Annotated in this window: 12 protein-coding genes; 7 read left to right on the top strand and 5 right to left on the bottom strand. The window is 66.8% G+C overall.

Going from position 1 to position 14,938, the window contains the following annotated elements:
• Positions 1-6: 6 nt before the first annotated feature.
• Positions 7-1,617 (bottom strand): carboxyl transferase domain-containing protein, encoded by a 1,611-nt coding sequence (locus N5J73_RS08365; protein WP_049448800.1) that lies wholly within the window; start codon positions 1,615-1,617, stop codon positions 7-9.
• A 10-nt stretch (positions 1,618-1,627) separates the two neighbouring features.
• The gene (locus N5J73_RS08360) at positions 1,628-2,791 is read right to left on the bottom strand and encodes an isovaleryl-CoA dehydrogenase (protein ID WP_049448802.1); all 1,164 of its coding nucleotides are present in this window, start codon (positions 2,789-2,791) and stop codon (positions 1,628-1,630) included.
• 161 nt (positions 2,792-2,952) lie between these two features.
• On the opposite strand from N5J73_RS08360, the gene N5J73_RS08355 reads away from it, so the two are divergent.
• From N5J73_RS08355 to N5J73_RS08345, 3 genes are all read left to right on the top strand, one after another.
• Entirely contained in the window at positions 2,953-3,561 is a 609-nt protein-coding gene (locus N5J73_RS08355; protein ID WP_005407661.1) for a TetR/AcrR family transcriptional regulator, read from the top strand.
• Positions 3,562-3,766: 205 nt separating this feature from the next.
• Positions 3,767-4,285 (top strand): c-type cytochrome, encoded by a 519-nt coding sequence (locus tag N5J73_RS08350; RefSeq protein ID WP_005407662.1) that lies wholly within the window; start codon positions 3,767-3,769, stop codon positions 4,283-4,285.
• 255 nt (positions 4,286-4,540) lie between these two features.
• Entirely contained in the window at positions 4,541-5,986 is a 1,446-nt protein-coding gene (locus tag N5J73_RS08345; protein WP_049448804.1) for an ExeM/NucH family extracellular endonuclease, read from the top strand.
• 301 nt (positions 5,987-6,287) lie between these two features.
• Here N5J73_RS08345 and N5J73_RS08340 read toward each other — a convergent pair whose 3' ends face one another.
• A complete protein-coding gene (locus N5J73_RS08340; RefSeq protein ID WP_049443647.1) occupies positions 6,288-7,145 on the bottom strand; it encodes an EamA family transporter in 858 nt (285 codons plus the stop codon).
• 43 nt (positions 7,146-7,188) lie between these two features.
• On the opposite strand from N5J73_RS08340, the gene N5J73_RS08335 reads away from it, so the two are divergent.
• Positions 7,189-7,860 (top strand): CocE/NonD family hydrolase, encoded by a 672-nt coding sequence (locus tag N5J73_RS08335; protein ID WP_049443646.1) that lies wholly within the window; start codon positions 7,189-7,191, stop codon positions 7,858-7,860.
• Positions 7,857-8,957, top strand: coding sequence for a cell division protein ZapE (zapE, locus tag N5J73_RS08330; RefSeq protein ID WP_049443645.1), 1,101 nt, complete (start codon positions 7,857-7,859; stop codon positions 8,955-8,957). The genes N5J73_RS08335 and zapE overlap by 4 nt, the downstream gene beginning before the upstream one ends.
• Positions 8,958-9,057: 100 nt before the next feature.
• Here zapE and N5J73_RS08325 read toward each other — a convergent pair whose 3' ends face one another.
• Positions 9,058-9,894: a DUF2884 family protein gene (locus N5J73_RS08325; RefSeq protein WP_049443644.1), complete on the bottom strand. Its 837-nt coding sequence runs from the start codon at positions 9,892-9,894 to the stop codon at positions 9,058-9,060.
• 531 nt (positions 9,895-10,425) lie between these two features.
• Here N5J73_RS08325 and N5J73_RS08320 point away from each other — a divergent pair.
• Positions 10,426-12,828, top strand: a complete 2,403-nt coding sequence (locus N5J73_RS08320) for a ribonucleoside-diphosphate reductase subunit alpha (protein WP_049443643.1) — start codon at positions 10,426-10,428, stop codon at positions 12,826-12,828.
• A 144-nt stretch (positions 12,829-12,972) separates the two neighbouring features.
• Positions 12,973-13,992, top strand: a complete 1,020-nt coding sequence (locus N5J73_RS08315; protein ID WP_008264781.1) for a ribonucleotide-diphosphate reductase subunit beta — start codon at positions 12,973-12,975, stop codon at positions 13,990-13,992.
• 189 nt (positions 13,993-14,181) lie between these two features.
• Here N5J73_RS08315 and N5J73_RS08310 read toward each other — a convergent pair whose 3' ends face one another.
• Positions 14,182-14,817, bottom strand: a complete 636-nt coding sequence (locus N5J73_RS08310; RefSeq protein ID WP_049443642.1) for a LysE family translocator — start codon at positions 14,815-14,817, stop codon at positions 14,182-14,184.
• Positions 14,818-14,938 lie beyond the last annotated feature (121 nt).

Here is a 14,938-nt window from a genome sequence, read left to right as displayed (position 1 = left end):
CGCGGGTTACATGCGGAACACGCCGAAGCGCGTCTGCTGCGGGGCGGCGTTGAGGCTGGCCGACAGCGCCAGGGCCAGCACCCGGCGGGTGTCGGCCGGATCGATCACGCCGTCGTCCCACAGGCGTGCGCTGGCGTAGTACGGGTGGCCCTGCTGCTCGAACTGGTCGCGGATCGGTGCCTTGAAGGCGTCTTCCTCCGCTGCCGGCCACTGGCCGCCCTTGGCCTCGATGCCATCGCGCTTGACCGTGGCCAGCACGCTGGCGGCCTGCTCGCCACCCATCACGCCGATGCGCGCGTTCGGCCACATCCACAGGAAGTTGGGCGAATAGGCGCGGCCGCACATGCCGTAATTGCCGGCACCGAACGAGCCGCCGATCACCACGGTGAACTTGGGCACCTTGGCACAGGCCACGGCCATCACCAGCTTGGCGCCGTCCTTTGCGATGCCGCCCTGTTCGTACTTGCGGCCGACCATGAAGCCGGTGATGTTCTGCAGGAATACCAGCGGGATGTTGCGCTGGGTGCACAGCTCGATGAAGTGCGCGCCCTTCAGTGCCGACTCGGAGAACAGGATGCCGTTGTTGGCGATGATGCCGATCGGGTAGCCGTTCAGATGCGCGAAGCCGGTCACCAGCGTTGCGCCGTAGCGCGGCTTGAACTCATCGAAGCGCGAGCCATCGACCAGCCGCGCGATCACTTCGCGCACGTCGTAGGGCTTGCGCGTATCGGCGGGGATCACCCCGTACAACTCATGCGCCGGCAGCAGCGGTTCTTCCGAAGGCTGCACCGCCATCGCCGGCTCCGGCTTGCGCCAGTTCAACTGCGCGATGATCGCGCGCACCCGTGCCAGTGCCTGCAGATCGTTGTCGGCCATATGGTCGGCCACGCCGGAGATGCGGGTGTGCACATCGGCGCCGCCCAGCTCCTCGGCCGTCACCACTTCACCGGTGGCCGCCTTCACCAGCGGCGGGCCGCCGAGGAAGATCGTGCCCTGCTCGCGCACGATCACCGTCTCGTCGCTCATCGCCGGCACGTAGGCGCCACCGGCGGTGCAGCTGCCCATCACGCAGGCGATCTGCGGAATGCCCTGCGCGGACAGATTGGCCTGGTTGTAGAAGATGCGGCCGAAATGGTCGCGGTCGGGGAAGACTTCGTCCTGCAACGGCAGGAACGCGCCACCGGAATCGACCAGGTAGATGCACGGAAGATGGTTCTGCTCGGCAATCTCCTGCGCGCGCAGGTGCTTCTTCACCGTCATCGGATAGTAGGTGCCGCCCTTGACCGTGGCGTCGTTGGCCACGATCACGCATTCCACGCCGCTGACGCGGCCGATGCCGGCCACCACGCCCGCGGCAGGCACGGCGTCTTCGTACATGCCATGCGCGGCCAACGGCGCGATTTCCAGAAAGGCGCTGCCGGGGTCGAGCAGGGCGTCGATGCGGTCGCGCACCAGCAGCTTGCCGCGCGCGGTGTGCTTGGCGCGTGCCGCCTCGTTGCCGCCCAGTGCAGTGCGGGCAAGCGTGGCGTGCAGGTCATCAACCACGGCCTGCATGGCCGCGCGGTTGCTTTCAAACGTTTCGCTGCCCGGTTGCAGCTGGCTGTTCAGGACGGTCATCGCGGTAGCCTTACAGGGTGCGCTGGAACAGTTCGCGGCCGATCAGCATGCGGCGGATCTCCGAGGTGCCGGCGCCGATTTCATACAGCTTGGCGTCGCGCCACAAACGGCCGGTCGGATATTCGTTGATGTAGCCGTTGCCACCCAGGATCTGGATCGCCTGGCCGGTCAGCCAGGTGGCCTTCTCGGCGGCGTACAGGATGGCACCGGCGGCGTCCTGGCGGGTGGTGCGGCCCTGGTCGCAGGCGCGCGCCACGGCATAGACATACGCACGGCAGGCGCCCAGGCCCACGTACATGTCGGCGATCTTGGCCTGGATCAGCTGGAAGCTGCCGATCGCTTCACCGAACTGGTGGCGCTCGTGCACGTACGGCATCACCACGTCCATGGCCGCGGCCATCAGGCCCAGCGGGCCACCGGACAGCACCACGCGCTCATAGTCCAGGCCGGACATCAGCACGCGCACGCCACCGCCGACCTGGCCCAGCACGTTTTCCTCCGGCACTTCGCAGTCCTGGAACACCAGTTCGCAGGTGGGCGAGGAGCGCATGCCCAGCTTGTCCAGCTTCTGCGCGGTGGAAAAGCCCTTCATGCCCTTCTCGACCAGGAACGCGGTGATGCCCTTGGCGCCGGCCTCCATGTCGGTCTTGGCATAGACCACCAGCACGTCGGCGTCCGGGCCGTTGGTGATCCACATCTTGTTGCCGTTGAGCACGTAGCGGTCGCCGCGCTTGTCGGCGCGCAGCTTCATCGACACCACGTCCGAACCGGCACCCGGTTCGCTCATCGCCAGCGCGCCGACCAGGCTGCCATTGCAGAGGCCGGGCAGGAAGCGCTGCTTCTGTTCTTCGTTGCCGTTCTTGCGCAGCTGGTTCACGCACAGGTTGGAGTGCGCGCCATAGGACAGGCCGATGCCACCGGAAGCGCGCGAGACTTCTTCCATCGCCACCACGTGGGCCAGGTAGCCCATGCCGGTACCACCGTATTCTTCCTCCACGGTGAGGCCGAGCAGGCCCTGTTCGCCCAGCTTCGGCCACAGAGCCAGCGGGAACTGGTTGGTGGCATCGGCCTCGGCGGCCAGCGGTGCGACCTCGGCGGCGGCAAAATGGGCCACGCTCTGGCGCAGCAGGTCGATGTCTTCGCCAAGGTCGAAGTTCAGGGATGGCACGTGCATTGTGGTGGCTCCACGGCGGGATGGCAGGAAATGGACGCACCCGGCGGGGGAGCGGGCGGCGGTCTGCAGGACCGCTGCCCGCACGGGCGATTGGACCCCAGCGTAGCGGGGTTCGGGCAAGAAGTGAATACAAATTCAAAAATTGAAAATAGAATCAAAACATGGCCTATAAACGCTCTGCACTGATGGAAGAACGCCTGGCGGGCGCCCGTGAACGGATCCTGCTGGCCACTCGCGAGCTGGTCGCCACCGGCGGCTGGCGCAATGCCCCGGTGACGGCCGTAGCGACCCAGGCCGGGGTGTCCACCGGCCTGATCTACCGCCACTTCCCGTCCAAGGCCGAGCTGTTCGTGGAGGTGCTCAACGCCGCCGTGGCCCACGAGGTGGCGATCATGGAGCGCATCGCCAGCGGCCCGGAGGTGGCCAGCGAGCGCCTGCGGTTGGCGATCACCGCCTTCGTCCGCCGCGCCCTGGCCGGGCCGGGGCTGGCGCATGCCTTCATCGTCGAACCGGTCGACCCGGATGTGGAAGCCGAGCGCATGCGCGGTCGTCGCGCCTTCGGCGACGTGTTCCTGCGGCTGGTGGAGGAGGGCGTGGCGGCCGGTGAGCTGCCGGCGCAGGACGCGCATGTGGCCGCCGCCTGCCTGGTCGGTGCCTTCACCGAGGCGATGGTCGGTCCCACCGCGCCCAGCCGCGAAGCACACCGCGACGAGGACGCGCTGGTGGATGCGATCTGCAGCTTCTGCCTGCGCGCGATCGGCGCCCGGTAACGTGGTAGAGCCGGCCGCTGGCCGGCTTCTGCACGATCTATCCGGCGGGATGGCGATGCCGGCCAGCGGCCGGCACTACCGGGTGGGCATGTTGCGCCGCACCAGCAGTGACGCCTGTTGTCGCACGCAAAGCGCGTTCTATACTCGGTCCATCACGCAGTCGCTCAGCCGTGGTCCAACGACTATCAGCCAGGGGTAACGAAGAGTGCGGAATTACGATCTGGAGTTCCTGAAACGCTTCTCCATGGTGATCGCGCTGCTGGCGACCATCACCCTCGGCCTCATCCTCCTTGCCGCCTACATCCACACCCGGATTCCGCCCGAGGTGTCGCCGACCGCGGCCAAGCGCACCGAGCAGCGCATCTCGCCCACCGGTGCGGTCTATGCCGGCAGCACCGGCGCCGCCGCGCAGGCAGCGGCCAAGGCCGCCGCGCTGGCCAAGGCCGCGTCGCAGGTGGCCTACGGTGGCACCAAGGACGGCAAGGTCATCTTCGACAACCTGTGCACCGCCTGCCACACCACCGGTGTGGGCATGGCGCCGACGCTGGACCATTCGCACTGGGACAAGCGCATCGCACAGGGCAAGGACACCCTCTACAAGCACGCCATCGAGGGCTACACCGGCCCGGATGGCGGCATCATGCCACCCAAGGGCGGCAACCCGGCGCTGACCGAGGAACAGATCCACGCCACCGTGGACTGGATGCTGGGCAACCTGAAGTAGGCGGCGAACGGCGAAACCGCGAAACCGCCGGTAGAGTCGACTGTCAGTCGACTGATCTTCCCAACGCCGCCGAAAAACCCGCGCTGCGCGCGATAGTCGACTGACAGTCGACTCTACCCGCCGATCGCCCAATCGCCCCGGTCGTTCTCCGACCGCCGCCGGGGGCTTTGCCGGCCAAGGCCAAAACCGCGCGCGTCGCTGGGGTTTCGCATTTCAGGGTTAGTCTGTGCGCCTCTTCCATGGAGTCGCCCGTTGATGCGCCGCCGTTCCCTCGCCCTTGCCCTGTCCCTGCTGCTGCCGGCCGGCGCCTTTGCCCAGGCCCAGCCGCAGGCCGCACCGGTCGCGTCGCCCTCCACCGCGCGCAGCAGCGCCACCGTGGTGCTGACCGCCGCGCCGGCCGACTGGCGTGCGCTGGATGGCCAGCGCGTGCGCATCGCCGCACCGCTCACCCTGGCCGGTACCGACGGCCTTGAGCGCTTTGGCCAGCTCACCGTGGCCTTCGATGGCCGCCTCTGGCAGCCCACCGAAGTGGCCGCGCCGGGTACTGCCGGCTACGAGCAGGTGATGGCCGACAACCAGCGCCGCCGCCTGGTGCTGGACGACGGCAGCGATGCCCGCGACCCGGCCAGCGTGGCCTACCTGCCGGCCCACCCGGTGCTGCGCACCGGCATGCAGCTGCGCAATGTGGAGGGCATCGTGCGCGTGGACGCACAGGGCCGTCCGCGCCTGCAGGTCGAAGGCGTGCTGAAGCTGCCGGAGCTGAAGCGTCCGGCGGTGCCGACCGTGCCGGGCAGCCTGCACGTGGCGGCCTTCAACCTGGAGAACTTCTTCAATGGTGATGGCCAGGGCGGTGGCTTCCCGACCCTGCGCGGCGCGCGCACCCTGGACGAGCACAAGGCGCAGGTGGCCAAGCTGGTCACCACGGTCAACGCGCTGGGCGCCGATGTCGCCGCGCTGATGGAACTGGAGAACGATGGCTATGGTCCGCAGTCGGCCATTGCCGAACTGGTCGACGCACTCAACCGCGACCGTGGCGCGCAGGGCGACTGGCGCTTCGTCGATGCCGGCAACGGCCCCGGCGACAATCCGATCCGGGTTGGCATCATCTACCGCAGCAGCCGCCTGCAGCCGCTGGGCAAGCCGGCCACGCTGACCGGTGGCCCGTTCGTCGAGCACAGCCGCGTGCCGTTGGCGCAGGCCTTCCAGGGCAAGCAGGGTGCGCCGTTCGTGGTGGTCGCCAACCACTTCAAGTCGAAGGGCTGCCGCGACGCCGCCGGTGCCGACGCCGACCGCAACGACAACCAGGGCTGCTGGAACGCGACCCGCGTGACCTCGGCGCAGCAGCTGCATGCCTGGCTGCAGACCGACCCGACCGGTACCGGAGCCAAGGACGCCGTGCTGCTGGGCGATTTCAATGCCTACGCGATGGAAGACCCGATCCGCGCCCTGCATGACCTGGGCTGGCAGGATGCTTTCAAGGTGGCAAAGGTCGAGCATCCCTACAGCTACGTCTACAACGGCTACACCGGCCGCCTCGACCATGCACTGCTGAGCCCGGGCATGGCCAAGCGCCTGCGAGGTGCCGCCGAATGGCACAGCAACGCCGACGAGCAGGACGCCAGCGGCTACCAGGGTCGCAACGTGCAGGGCCCGTGGCGCAGCTCCGACCACGACCCACTGCTGCTGGGTTTCGACAGATAAGGTTCGCCGGGGATCTGCTCTGGTAGGCACCTTGATCGGCACGGATGCCGCCTTTGCTTTTGATCTACCAGTCCGCCTTCAAGCGAGCCGAGCATCGCAGGTGAATCAGGGGCGAAGAGGCGCCGATGTCTGAGCGCAGCGAGTTCGGCGCCGTCCCCTGGTTCACCGAGAAGCGCAGGGAACCGGTGCACAGCACCGGCTCGCGGCTGGCGGCGCGTTTCTTTTGGTTACTTTTCTTTTCGCGCGAAAAGAAAAGTGACATCCCACCGCGGGCGCGGAAATGGCCCGCCGCAACCAACGCTCACCCCCAGGCGATCAACCCGATCGCCAGCACCGCCAGCGCCAGCCCGGCGCGGTTCCACTTCGTGGTGGCCTCGCCGAAGGCGAACACGCCCACCAGCGCGCCCAGCACCACCACGCCGATGTTCATCCCGGCGAACACGGTGGCCGGGCTGTCCGGCATCGACTGGTGCGCGTGCACATAGAAAAGGATGTTGCCGCCATTGAGCAGGCCCAGCAGCGAGCCCGCGCCGAGGTTGCGCCAGGCCAGCCGGCTGCGGCCACTGGCGTGCCGCCACAGCTGCAGCACCAGCATCAGCACGAAGGCCACGCTGAAGCTGGCCAGCACCGCCGCCATCGACGGCGTGCCGGACAGCGCCACCTGCTTGAGCAGCACGTCCACCACCGCAAACCCGGCCCATACCCCCAGCAGCCAGCCCCAGCCACCGGGCGACGACGCCACCGCCGGGCCGCGTGGGCGCAGGCTGATGGCCACCATCGCCAGCAGGCCCAGGGCGAGCCCAGCCAGCTTCCAGGGCGTGGCGGTCTGGCCGAAGAACAGGAAGGCGGCGGCCAATGACAGCAGCAGCGACAGCCGCTGTGCCACGTCGCTGCGGACGATGCCGGCCACGGCCACCGCGCGGCCCAGCACCAGGAAGATCGACGGCAGCACCACCGCCAGCGCCAGCAATGACAGCCACGGGGCATGCGGCGCGCGCAGTGCGTCCAGCGGCGGCTGCAGTACCACGGCGGTGAGCGTTGCCGCCACCAGATAGTTCCAGGTGACCATCTGCGCAACATCCAGCTGACGGCGTCCGGCCACCTTCAACACCACCGAAACCAGCACACTGCAGATCACGGCCAAAGACAGGTAGAGCATGGGGCGGGCACAGGGCAGGGACAGGGGACGGTATCATGGTGCCATGCACAAGCCTTCGTTCCCCGTTGCCCCTGGCGAAACCGCCTGCCTCGAACTGGACGGCCCGGCCGGCCCGCTGGAAGTGGTCGTCGACCTGCCCAAGGCCGATGTGCCGGTGCAGCCGATCGTGGCCATCGTCTGCCATCCGCTGTCCACCGAGGGCGGCACGCTGCACAACAAGGTGGTCACCATGACCGCCACCACCCTGCGCGAGCTGGGTATCGCCACGGTGCGCTTCAACTTCCGCAGCGTGGGTGGTTCGACCGGTGAGTTCGATCATGGCGTGGGCGAGCAGGACGACCTGAAGGCCGTCGCCGCCTGGGTGCGCAGCCAGCGTCCGGACGACCGCCTGTGGCTGGCCGGTTTCAGCTTCGGTTCGTTCGTGTCGCTGAAGGCCGCGGGCGAGTTGCAGCCCGAAGCGCTGATCTCGATCGCGCCGCCGGCCGGCCGCTGGGATTTCGATGGCATCGCACCGCCGGCCCGCTGGCTGGTGATCCAGGGCGAGCAGGACGAGATCGTCGACCCGCAGGCCGTCTACCAGTGGCTGGACACGCTGGATTTCCCGCATGAGCTGGTGCGCATGCCCGAGACCAGCCATTTCTTCCACCGCAAGCTGATCGATCTGCGCGGCGCACTGACCCACGGCGTCAAGCACTGGCTGGGCGCGGCGGCATGAGTGCAACCGAGTTGACCCCGTCGCAGCGGTACGCGGAAGGGGTTGCCCGTGGCGACTGGCAGAACGACCCGGCCCAGCATGCGGCGCTGGCCGAGTTGGACCGCATCCACCTGGGCCTGCTGGACAGTGCCGAGGACGGCTGGCTGGACCGCCTGTCCTCGTTCTGGAAGAAGCCCGAGCCGGTGAAGGGCCTGTACTTCTGGGGCGGCGTCGGCCGCGGCAAGACTTTCCTGGTGGACCTGTTCTACGACGGGCTACCGATCAAGCAGAAGTACCGCACCCATTTCCATCGTTTCATGCGCAGCATCCACGAGCGCCTGCGCGAGCACCAGGGCCAGAGCGACCCGCTGGCGAAGATCGCCCAGGAATGGCGCAGCAACCTGCGCGTGCTGGTGCTGGATGAATTCTTCGTCACCGACATCGGCGATGCGATGCTGCTGGCGCGGCTGCTGGAGCGCCTGTTTGCCGAGGGCGTGACCCTGGTCACCACCTCCAACACCGCGGTGGAGAACCTGTACCTCAACGGCCTGCAGCGCGAGAGCTTCCTGCCGGCCATCAGCCTGCTGCAGCGCTTCTGCGTCGAGCTGTACGCCGAAGGTACCGAGGACTATCGCATGCGCGCGCTGACCCGCTCGCCGGTATACCGCGCACCGCTGGCGGCCGACAGCGACGACTGGCTGGCCACGCGTTGGAACGAATTGAGCGGCGGCCAGCCGGCCAAGCCCGGCAACATCGAGATCGAGGGCCGCAAGATCCCGGTGCGTGGCCGCGGCAAGAGCATTGCCTGGTTCGATTTCGCCGCGCTGTGCGAAGGCCCGCGCGGGCCCTCGGATTACATCGAGATCGCGCACGAGTTCAACACGGTGCTGCTGGGCGGCATCCCCGCCTTCGACCGCCTGAACGAAGATGCCGCGCGCCGCTTCGTCAACCTGATCGACGAGCTGTACGACCGCCACGTCAACCTGGTCTGCACCGCCAGCACCTCGCCGATCGAGCTGTACACCGGCCAGCGCCTGCAGGGCGCGTTCGAGCGCACCGCCTCGCGCCTGATCGAGATGCAAAGCGCCGAGTACCTGGGTACCCCGCACCGGGCGTGAGGGTGGTTTACTGTAGAGCCGAGCCCACGCTCGGCTGCTTCTGCATGATGTGCCGAAAGGGAGCCGAGCATGGGCTCGGCTCTACAGCAGCGCCGCGCAGTTATCGGGAGGGTGCAACGACATTCCCGCGCGGCCGCTCATCCGGCCCTGCCGACACATGCAGGCCCGAACCGCTGCCGTGCTCCACCCGTACGCTCTCGCCGCGCTCCAGCAGCCGCAGCGGCTGTCCCTGGTAGCGCACTTCCAGTGCATCGTGGGCCTGCGCCAGTGACTGCACCAGCGGGCACAGGGCCATTGCTTTGGCTTCCAGCTGCTGGCTGCGCGCTTCCATGCGGCGGTCGACTTCGGCATCGAGGCGGTCGGCGCGGCGCTCCATGGCGCCGGCGCGGCCGGTGAACACCTGCCACAGCACGCTGCGGGTCATCGACCCGGCCATCGTCTCGGCCATCTGCTCGATGTGCGCGTCGAAGCCGTCGCCGAAGGCGTCCTGTTCCCAGTAGCCGCGGCCCAGGCTGGCGTCGATCCAGTCCTGCATCTCGCCGCGCATCGCACGCATCTGGCGATTGCGGGACGTGCCGGTGATGGCCTCGAAGGCGGCGTCCAACGCATCGAAGGTGACCCCGGAGACTTCGTGGGCCAGCGCGGTGGCCGCCGGCATCAGCTGGCGCGCACCGGCCTCCATCTGCCGCAGGCGGGCGGCGTCTGCGGCGCTGACCGTGACCATCCTGCCGTCCAGGCTCAGCTCGCCGTCGTGGAACACCACTTCATGCGGCGCCAGCGGGCCATGCCGCAGCCAGATGCCGCCGCTGTCCACCAGCACGTCATAGTCGGTATGGATGCCGCACTGGTCCGAACGCAGGTCCGGCCCTTCGGCGGCCAGCGCCGGGGCAATGAACAGGGCAGGCAGCATGGCCAGCGCGGGCAACCGCAGGTGCATCGGAGCGTCCTTTTCCGGGAGCGAGCGGCCAGCATCCGCCGCCCGTCCGAGCGCGTCACCGGCCGGAAGTCACCCGTCCACCGGATTCCCACCGGCTGCCCACCACCTATCCACAGGGTTGTCCCTAGCCAGTTTCATCACTGTCATGTGAAGCTGTCATTGTTCCGTTTTCGCGGTGCGTTGTACCACCGCAATGACGCCTTTCGGGCTTGACTGCGCAGCCCGTTCCGGCAGGTCTGAAGCGTCTGATCCTGGCGCCGATGGCACGATCCTTGCGGCGCAAGGGATTGCCGAATTTCACTACATTTGGCGTTGACGGACCCCTTTACCCCCACTATCTTGTGGCCGTCGGTCGCAGCAACCCCAATTCCAGGGGTTGCCCGGGGTTCCCATCCGCGGTCGTCAACGGCAGTGGCAGGCGCAGGGTCTCATCCCCTGCGACGCCGTCCTGCCATCCTGGGCCGTCATGTCCCGGGCTGCGTCACCCCGATGCATCGAGCACCCCCAAATCACGCCAAGAGGACATACGCCGTGAGCACCGAATCCAGCGCCACCATCGAGAAGGAAAGCGAATTCCTGTTGACGTCGCCGCCGACGGCCAACGCGATGAGTGTGACCAAGCGCAACGGGACCACCGAACTGGTTGACCTGAACAAGATCGTGCGCGCGGTGCAGCGTTCCTCCGAAGGCCTGCACGCCGTCGATCCGATGCGCGTGGCCACCCGCACCATTTCCGGCCTGTACAACGGCGCCACCACCCGCGAGCTGGACGAACTGTCCATCCGCACCGCCGCCCTGCTGATCGGTGAAGAGCCCGAGTACGGCCGCCTCGCCGCGCGCCTGCTGGCCAACTACATCGCCAAGGAAGTCTCCGGCCAGGAAATCTATGCCTTCTCGCAGTCGGTCAGCCGTGGCCATGAGGTCGGCCTGATCAACGACCGCCTGCTGAACTTCGTGCAGACCAACGCACGCAAGCTCAACGATGCCATCGACATCTCGCTGGACCTGAACTTCGATTACTTCGGCCTGCGTACCCTGTACGACCGCTACCTGCTGCGCCACCCGCACACCCGCAAGGTGATCGAGACCCCGCAGCAGTTCTTCCTGCGCATCGCCAGCGCGCTGAGCGAGGACGTGTCCGAGACCCTGGCGCTGTACAAGCGCATGGGCAACCTGGACTACCTGCCGTCCAGCCCGACCCTGTTCAACTCCGGCACCACCCACGAGCAGCTGTCCTCGTGCTTCCTGCTGGATTCGCCGCAGGATTCGCTGGAGTCGATCTATTCCAAGTACGGCGACATCGCCCAGCTGTCGAAGTTCTCCGGCGGTATCGGCGTCAGCTACACCCGCGTGCGTTCGCGTGGCTCGCTCATCAAGTCGACCAACGGCCACTCCAACGGCATCGTGCCGTGGCTGAAGACCATGGATTCGTCCGTGGCCGCGGTGAACCAGGGCGGCAAGCGCAAGGGCGCGGCCTGCGTGTACCTGGAAACCTGGCACGCCGACATCGAGGACTTCCTCGAGCTGCGCGACAACACTGGTGACGAAGCCCGCCGTGCGCACAACCTGAACCTGGCCAACTGGGTGCCGGACCTGTTCATGAAGCGTGTCGAGGCCGACCAGGAATGGTCGCTGTTCGATCCGCGCGTCGTGCCGGAGTTCACCGACCTGTTCGGCGAAGCCTTCGAGGCCGCCTACCTGCAGGCCGAAGCCCAGGGCAAGGCCAACCGCACCATCTCCGCCCGCAAGCTTTACGCCCGCATGATGCGTACGCTGGCCGAGACCGGCAACGGCTGGATGACCTTCAAGGACAAGTGCAACCGCGCCAGCAACCAGACCCTGCGTCCGGGCAACGTGATCCACCTGTCCAACCTGTGCACGGAAATCCTGGAAGTCACCTCCAACGATGAAACCGCGGTGTGCAACCTGGGTTCGATCAACCTGGGCAACCACTTCGACGAGCACAACGAGTTCGACTTCGACAAGTTGGCCGAGACCGTGCGCCTGGCCGTGCGCCAGCTCGACCGCGTCATCGACCTGAACTTCTACCCGATCGAAACCGCCCGCCGCGCCAACCTGCGCTGGCGTCCGGTCGGCCTGGGCTGCATGGGCCTGCAGGACGTGTTCTTCCGCAAGCGCCTGCCGTTCGACAGCGCCGAGGCCCGCGCCCTGTCGAAGAAGATCGCCGAAGCGATCTACTTCCACGCGCTGGAAACCTCCTGCGAGCTGGCCCAGGAACGCGGCAAGCACCCGTCGTTCAACGACACCCGTGCCGCCAGCGGTGAACTGCAGTTCGACGCCTGGAACGTGGTGCCGGAAGACACTGCACGCTGGGATGCCCTGCGCGCCCGCATCAAGGAACACGGCCTGCGCAACTCGCTGATGATCGCGATTGCACCGACCGCGACCATCGCCTCGATCGCCGGTTGCTACGAGTGCGTCGAGCCGCAGGTGTCCAACCTGTTCAAGCGCGAGACCCTGTCCGGTGACTTCCTGCAGGTCAACCGTTACCTGGTGAACGAGCTGAAGAAGCTGGGCCTGTGGACTGCCGACATGCGCGACGCCATCAAGCTGGCCGAAGGTTCCATCGCCGGCGTGGCGCAGATTCCGGAAACGCTGCGCGAGGTCTACCGCACCGCGTGGGAGCTGCCGATGCGTTCGCTGATCGACATGGCCGCCGAGCGCGGCGCCTTCATCGACCAGTCGGCCTCGCTCAACCTGTTCATGGAAAGCCCGAACATCGGCGCGATGTCCTCCATGTACATGTACGCCTGGAAGCAGGGCATCAAGACCACCTACTACCTGCGTTCGCGCCCGGCCACCAAGATCGCCAAGACCACGGTGAGCGCTGCCGCGCCGGCCAAGGTGTTCAGCCCGGACGAAGCCATCGCCTGCTCGCTGGAAAACCCGGAAGCCTGCGAGGCCTGCCAGTAAGACACCGCGCGGTGGGTGCCGACCGTTGGTCGGCACTCGAACACCTCGCACCTGTAGAGCCGAGCCATGCTCGGCTGCGGAAAAACACCCACGGTAGCGCCGGGCCATGCCCGGCGGCTCACCCAGGAATTCAAGGAAACACCCATGGCCGACAAGCCCAAGCAGATGCTGCTCGATCCCGGTTTTGAACTGACCCTGCGCCCGATGCGCTACCCGCAGTTCTATGACATGTACCGGAACGCGATCAAGAACACCTGGACGGTGGAAGAGATCAACTTCCAGATCGACATCACCGACCTGCACAGCAAGATGTCGCCGGGTGAGCGTCACCTGATCCACCGCCTGGTCGCGTTCTTCGCCACCGGCGACTCGATCGTGTCCAACAACCTGGTGCTGAACCTGTACCAGCACTTGAACGCGCCCGAAGCGCGCATGTACCTGTCGCGCCAGCTGTATGAAGAAGCGCTGCACGTGCAGTTCTACCTGACCCTGCTCGACAACTACCTGCCGGATCCGGAAGAGCGCGTCAAAGCCTTCGCCGCGGTAGAGAACATCGACTCGATCAAGAAGAAGGCCGATTTCTGCTTCAAGTGGATCGACTCGATCCAGGACCTGAAGCGCATCGAGACCCGTGCCGAGCGTCGCCAGTTCCTGCTCAACCAGATCTGCTTTGCCGCCTGCATCGAAGGCCTGTTCTTCTTCGCGGCGTTTGCCTACGTGTACTACTTCCGTTCGCGCGGCCTGCTGCCGGGCCTGGCCTCGGGCACCAACTGGGTGTTCCGCGACGAGAGCGCGCACATGGAGTTCGCGTTCGAATCGGTGCGCGTGGTGCGTGAGGAAGAGCCGGACCTGTTCGATGACGAGATGAAGCAGCAGGTCTACGACATGCTGGCCGAAGCCATCGAATGCGAAGTGCAGTTCGCCGAGGACGTTCTGTCCGGCGGCGTGGCCGGCATCTCGACCCGCGACATGCGCCAGTACCTGCAGCATTGCGCCGACCAGCACTTCGCCAAGCTGGGCATGGAAAAGAAGTACAACGTGCGCAACCCGCTGCCGTTCATGGAACTGCAGGACGTGCAGGAACTGACCAACTTCTTCGAACGCCGCGTCTCGGCCTATCAGGTCGGCGTGCAGGGCGAAGTCGCCTTCGACATGAACTTCTGATCGAACCGGTCAGGCCTGTCGCAACGAAAAACCCCGGCCAACGCCGGGGTTTTTTGTTGCTAGCGCCGGGTCATGCCCGGCGGAGCCTGCCTGGTGCTACCGGCCGTCATGCTGCACGCGGGCCTTTGTAGCGTCGAGCTTGCTCGACTGCCGTTCGCGCAAAGCAGTCGAGCAAGCTCGACGCTACGATCAGCGCCGCCCTTCCACCGCCATGCGCACTGCCAGCCCGGCCAGCACCGTGCCCATCAACCAGCGCTGCACCATCTGCCAGGTGGGGCGCACGGCCAGGAAGCCGGCGATGCTGCCGGCGGTCAGCGCGATCACGCCGTTCACGCTGACACTGACCAGAATCTGGGTGGAGCCCAGCACGATCGATTGCATCAGCACGCTGCCTTCGCTGTCCGGGTGCAGGAACTGCGGCAGCAGCGACAGGTACATCACCGCCACTTTCGGGTTCAGCAGATTGGTCAGGAAGCCCATGGTGAACAACTTGCGCGGGCTGTCCTGCGGCAGGTCACGCACTGCAAACGGCGAACGGCCGCCGGGCTTGAGTGCCTGCCAGGCCAGGTACAGCAGGTACAGCGCGCCACCGATGCGCAGCGCGTCGTAGGCGAACGGCACAGTCATCAGCAGGGCGGTGATGCCCAGTGCCGCACACAGCATGTAGAACACGAAGCCCAGCGCCACTCCGCCCAGCGAGATCAGGCCGGCCATCGGCCCCTGGCAGATCGAGCGCGAGATGACGTAGATCATGTTCGGCCCAGGGGTGAGCACCATGGCCAGCGAAACCAGCGCAAAGGCCAGCAGGTCGGAAGTGGCGGGCATGGGCGGTCCTGGCAGTGGGCGTGGCGCAGTGTAACGCCTGCCGCAGGCGCGGCCTGCGCGGGCACCGCTGCCGGGTGACCGTTGCACGTGCATTCCGATGGCCATCACGCCGGTCGCTTAG

It is taken from the genome of Stenotrophomonas sp. GD03654 (assembly GCF_029845105.1).
Classification (GTDB): Bacteria; Pseudomonadota; Gammaproteobacteria; order Xanthomonadales; family Xanthomonadaceae; genus Stenotrophomonas; species Stenotrophomonas africana.
This window is presented reverse-complemented; position numbering and strand designations above follow the sequence as displayed.

Bases quoted from the DNA above. Each gene is read 5' to 3' on its own strand.
- N5J73_RS08365 (WP_049448800.1), bottom strand. From the start codon at position 1,617: ATGACCGTCCTGAACAGCCAGCTGCAACCGGGCAGCGAAACGTTTGAA.
- N5J73_RS08360 (WP_049448802.1), bottom strand. From the start codon at position 2,791: ATGCACGTGCCATCCCTGAACTTCGACCTTGGCGAAGACATCGACCTG.
- N5J73_RS08355 (WP_005407661.1), top strand. From the start codon at position 2,953: ATGGCCTATAAACGCTCTGCACTGATGGAAGAACGCCTGGCGGGCGCC.
- N5J73_RS08345 (WP_049448804.1), top strand. From the start codon at position 4,541: ATGCGCCGCCGTTCCCTCGCCCTTGCCCTGTCCCTGCTGCTGCCGGCC.
- N5J73_RS08340 (WP_049443647.1), bottom strand. From the start codon at position 7,145: ATGCTCTACCTGTCTTTGGCCGTGATCTGCAGTGTGCTGGTTTCGGTG.
- N5J73_RS08335 (WP_049443646.1), top strand. From the start codon at position 7,189: ATGCACAAGCCTTCGTTCCCCGTTGCCCCTGGCGAAACCGCCTGCCTC.
- zapE (WP_049443645.1), top strand. From the start codon at position 7,857: ATGAGTGCAACCGAGTTGACCCCGTCGCAGCGGTACGCGGAAGGGGTT.
- N5J73_RS08325 (WP_049443644.1), bottom strand. From the start codon at position 9,894: ATGCACCTGCGGTTGCCCGCGCTGGCCATGCTGCCTGCCCTGTTCATT.
- N5J73_RS08315 (WP_008264781.1), top strand. From the start codon at position 12,973: ATGGCCGACAAGCCCAAGCAGATGCTGCTCGATCCCGGTTTTGAACTG.
- N5J73_RS08310 (WP_049443642.1), bottom strand. From the start codon at position 14,817: ATGCCCGCCACTTCCGACCTGCTGGCCTTTGCGCTGGTTTCGCTGGCC.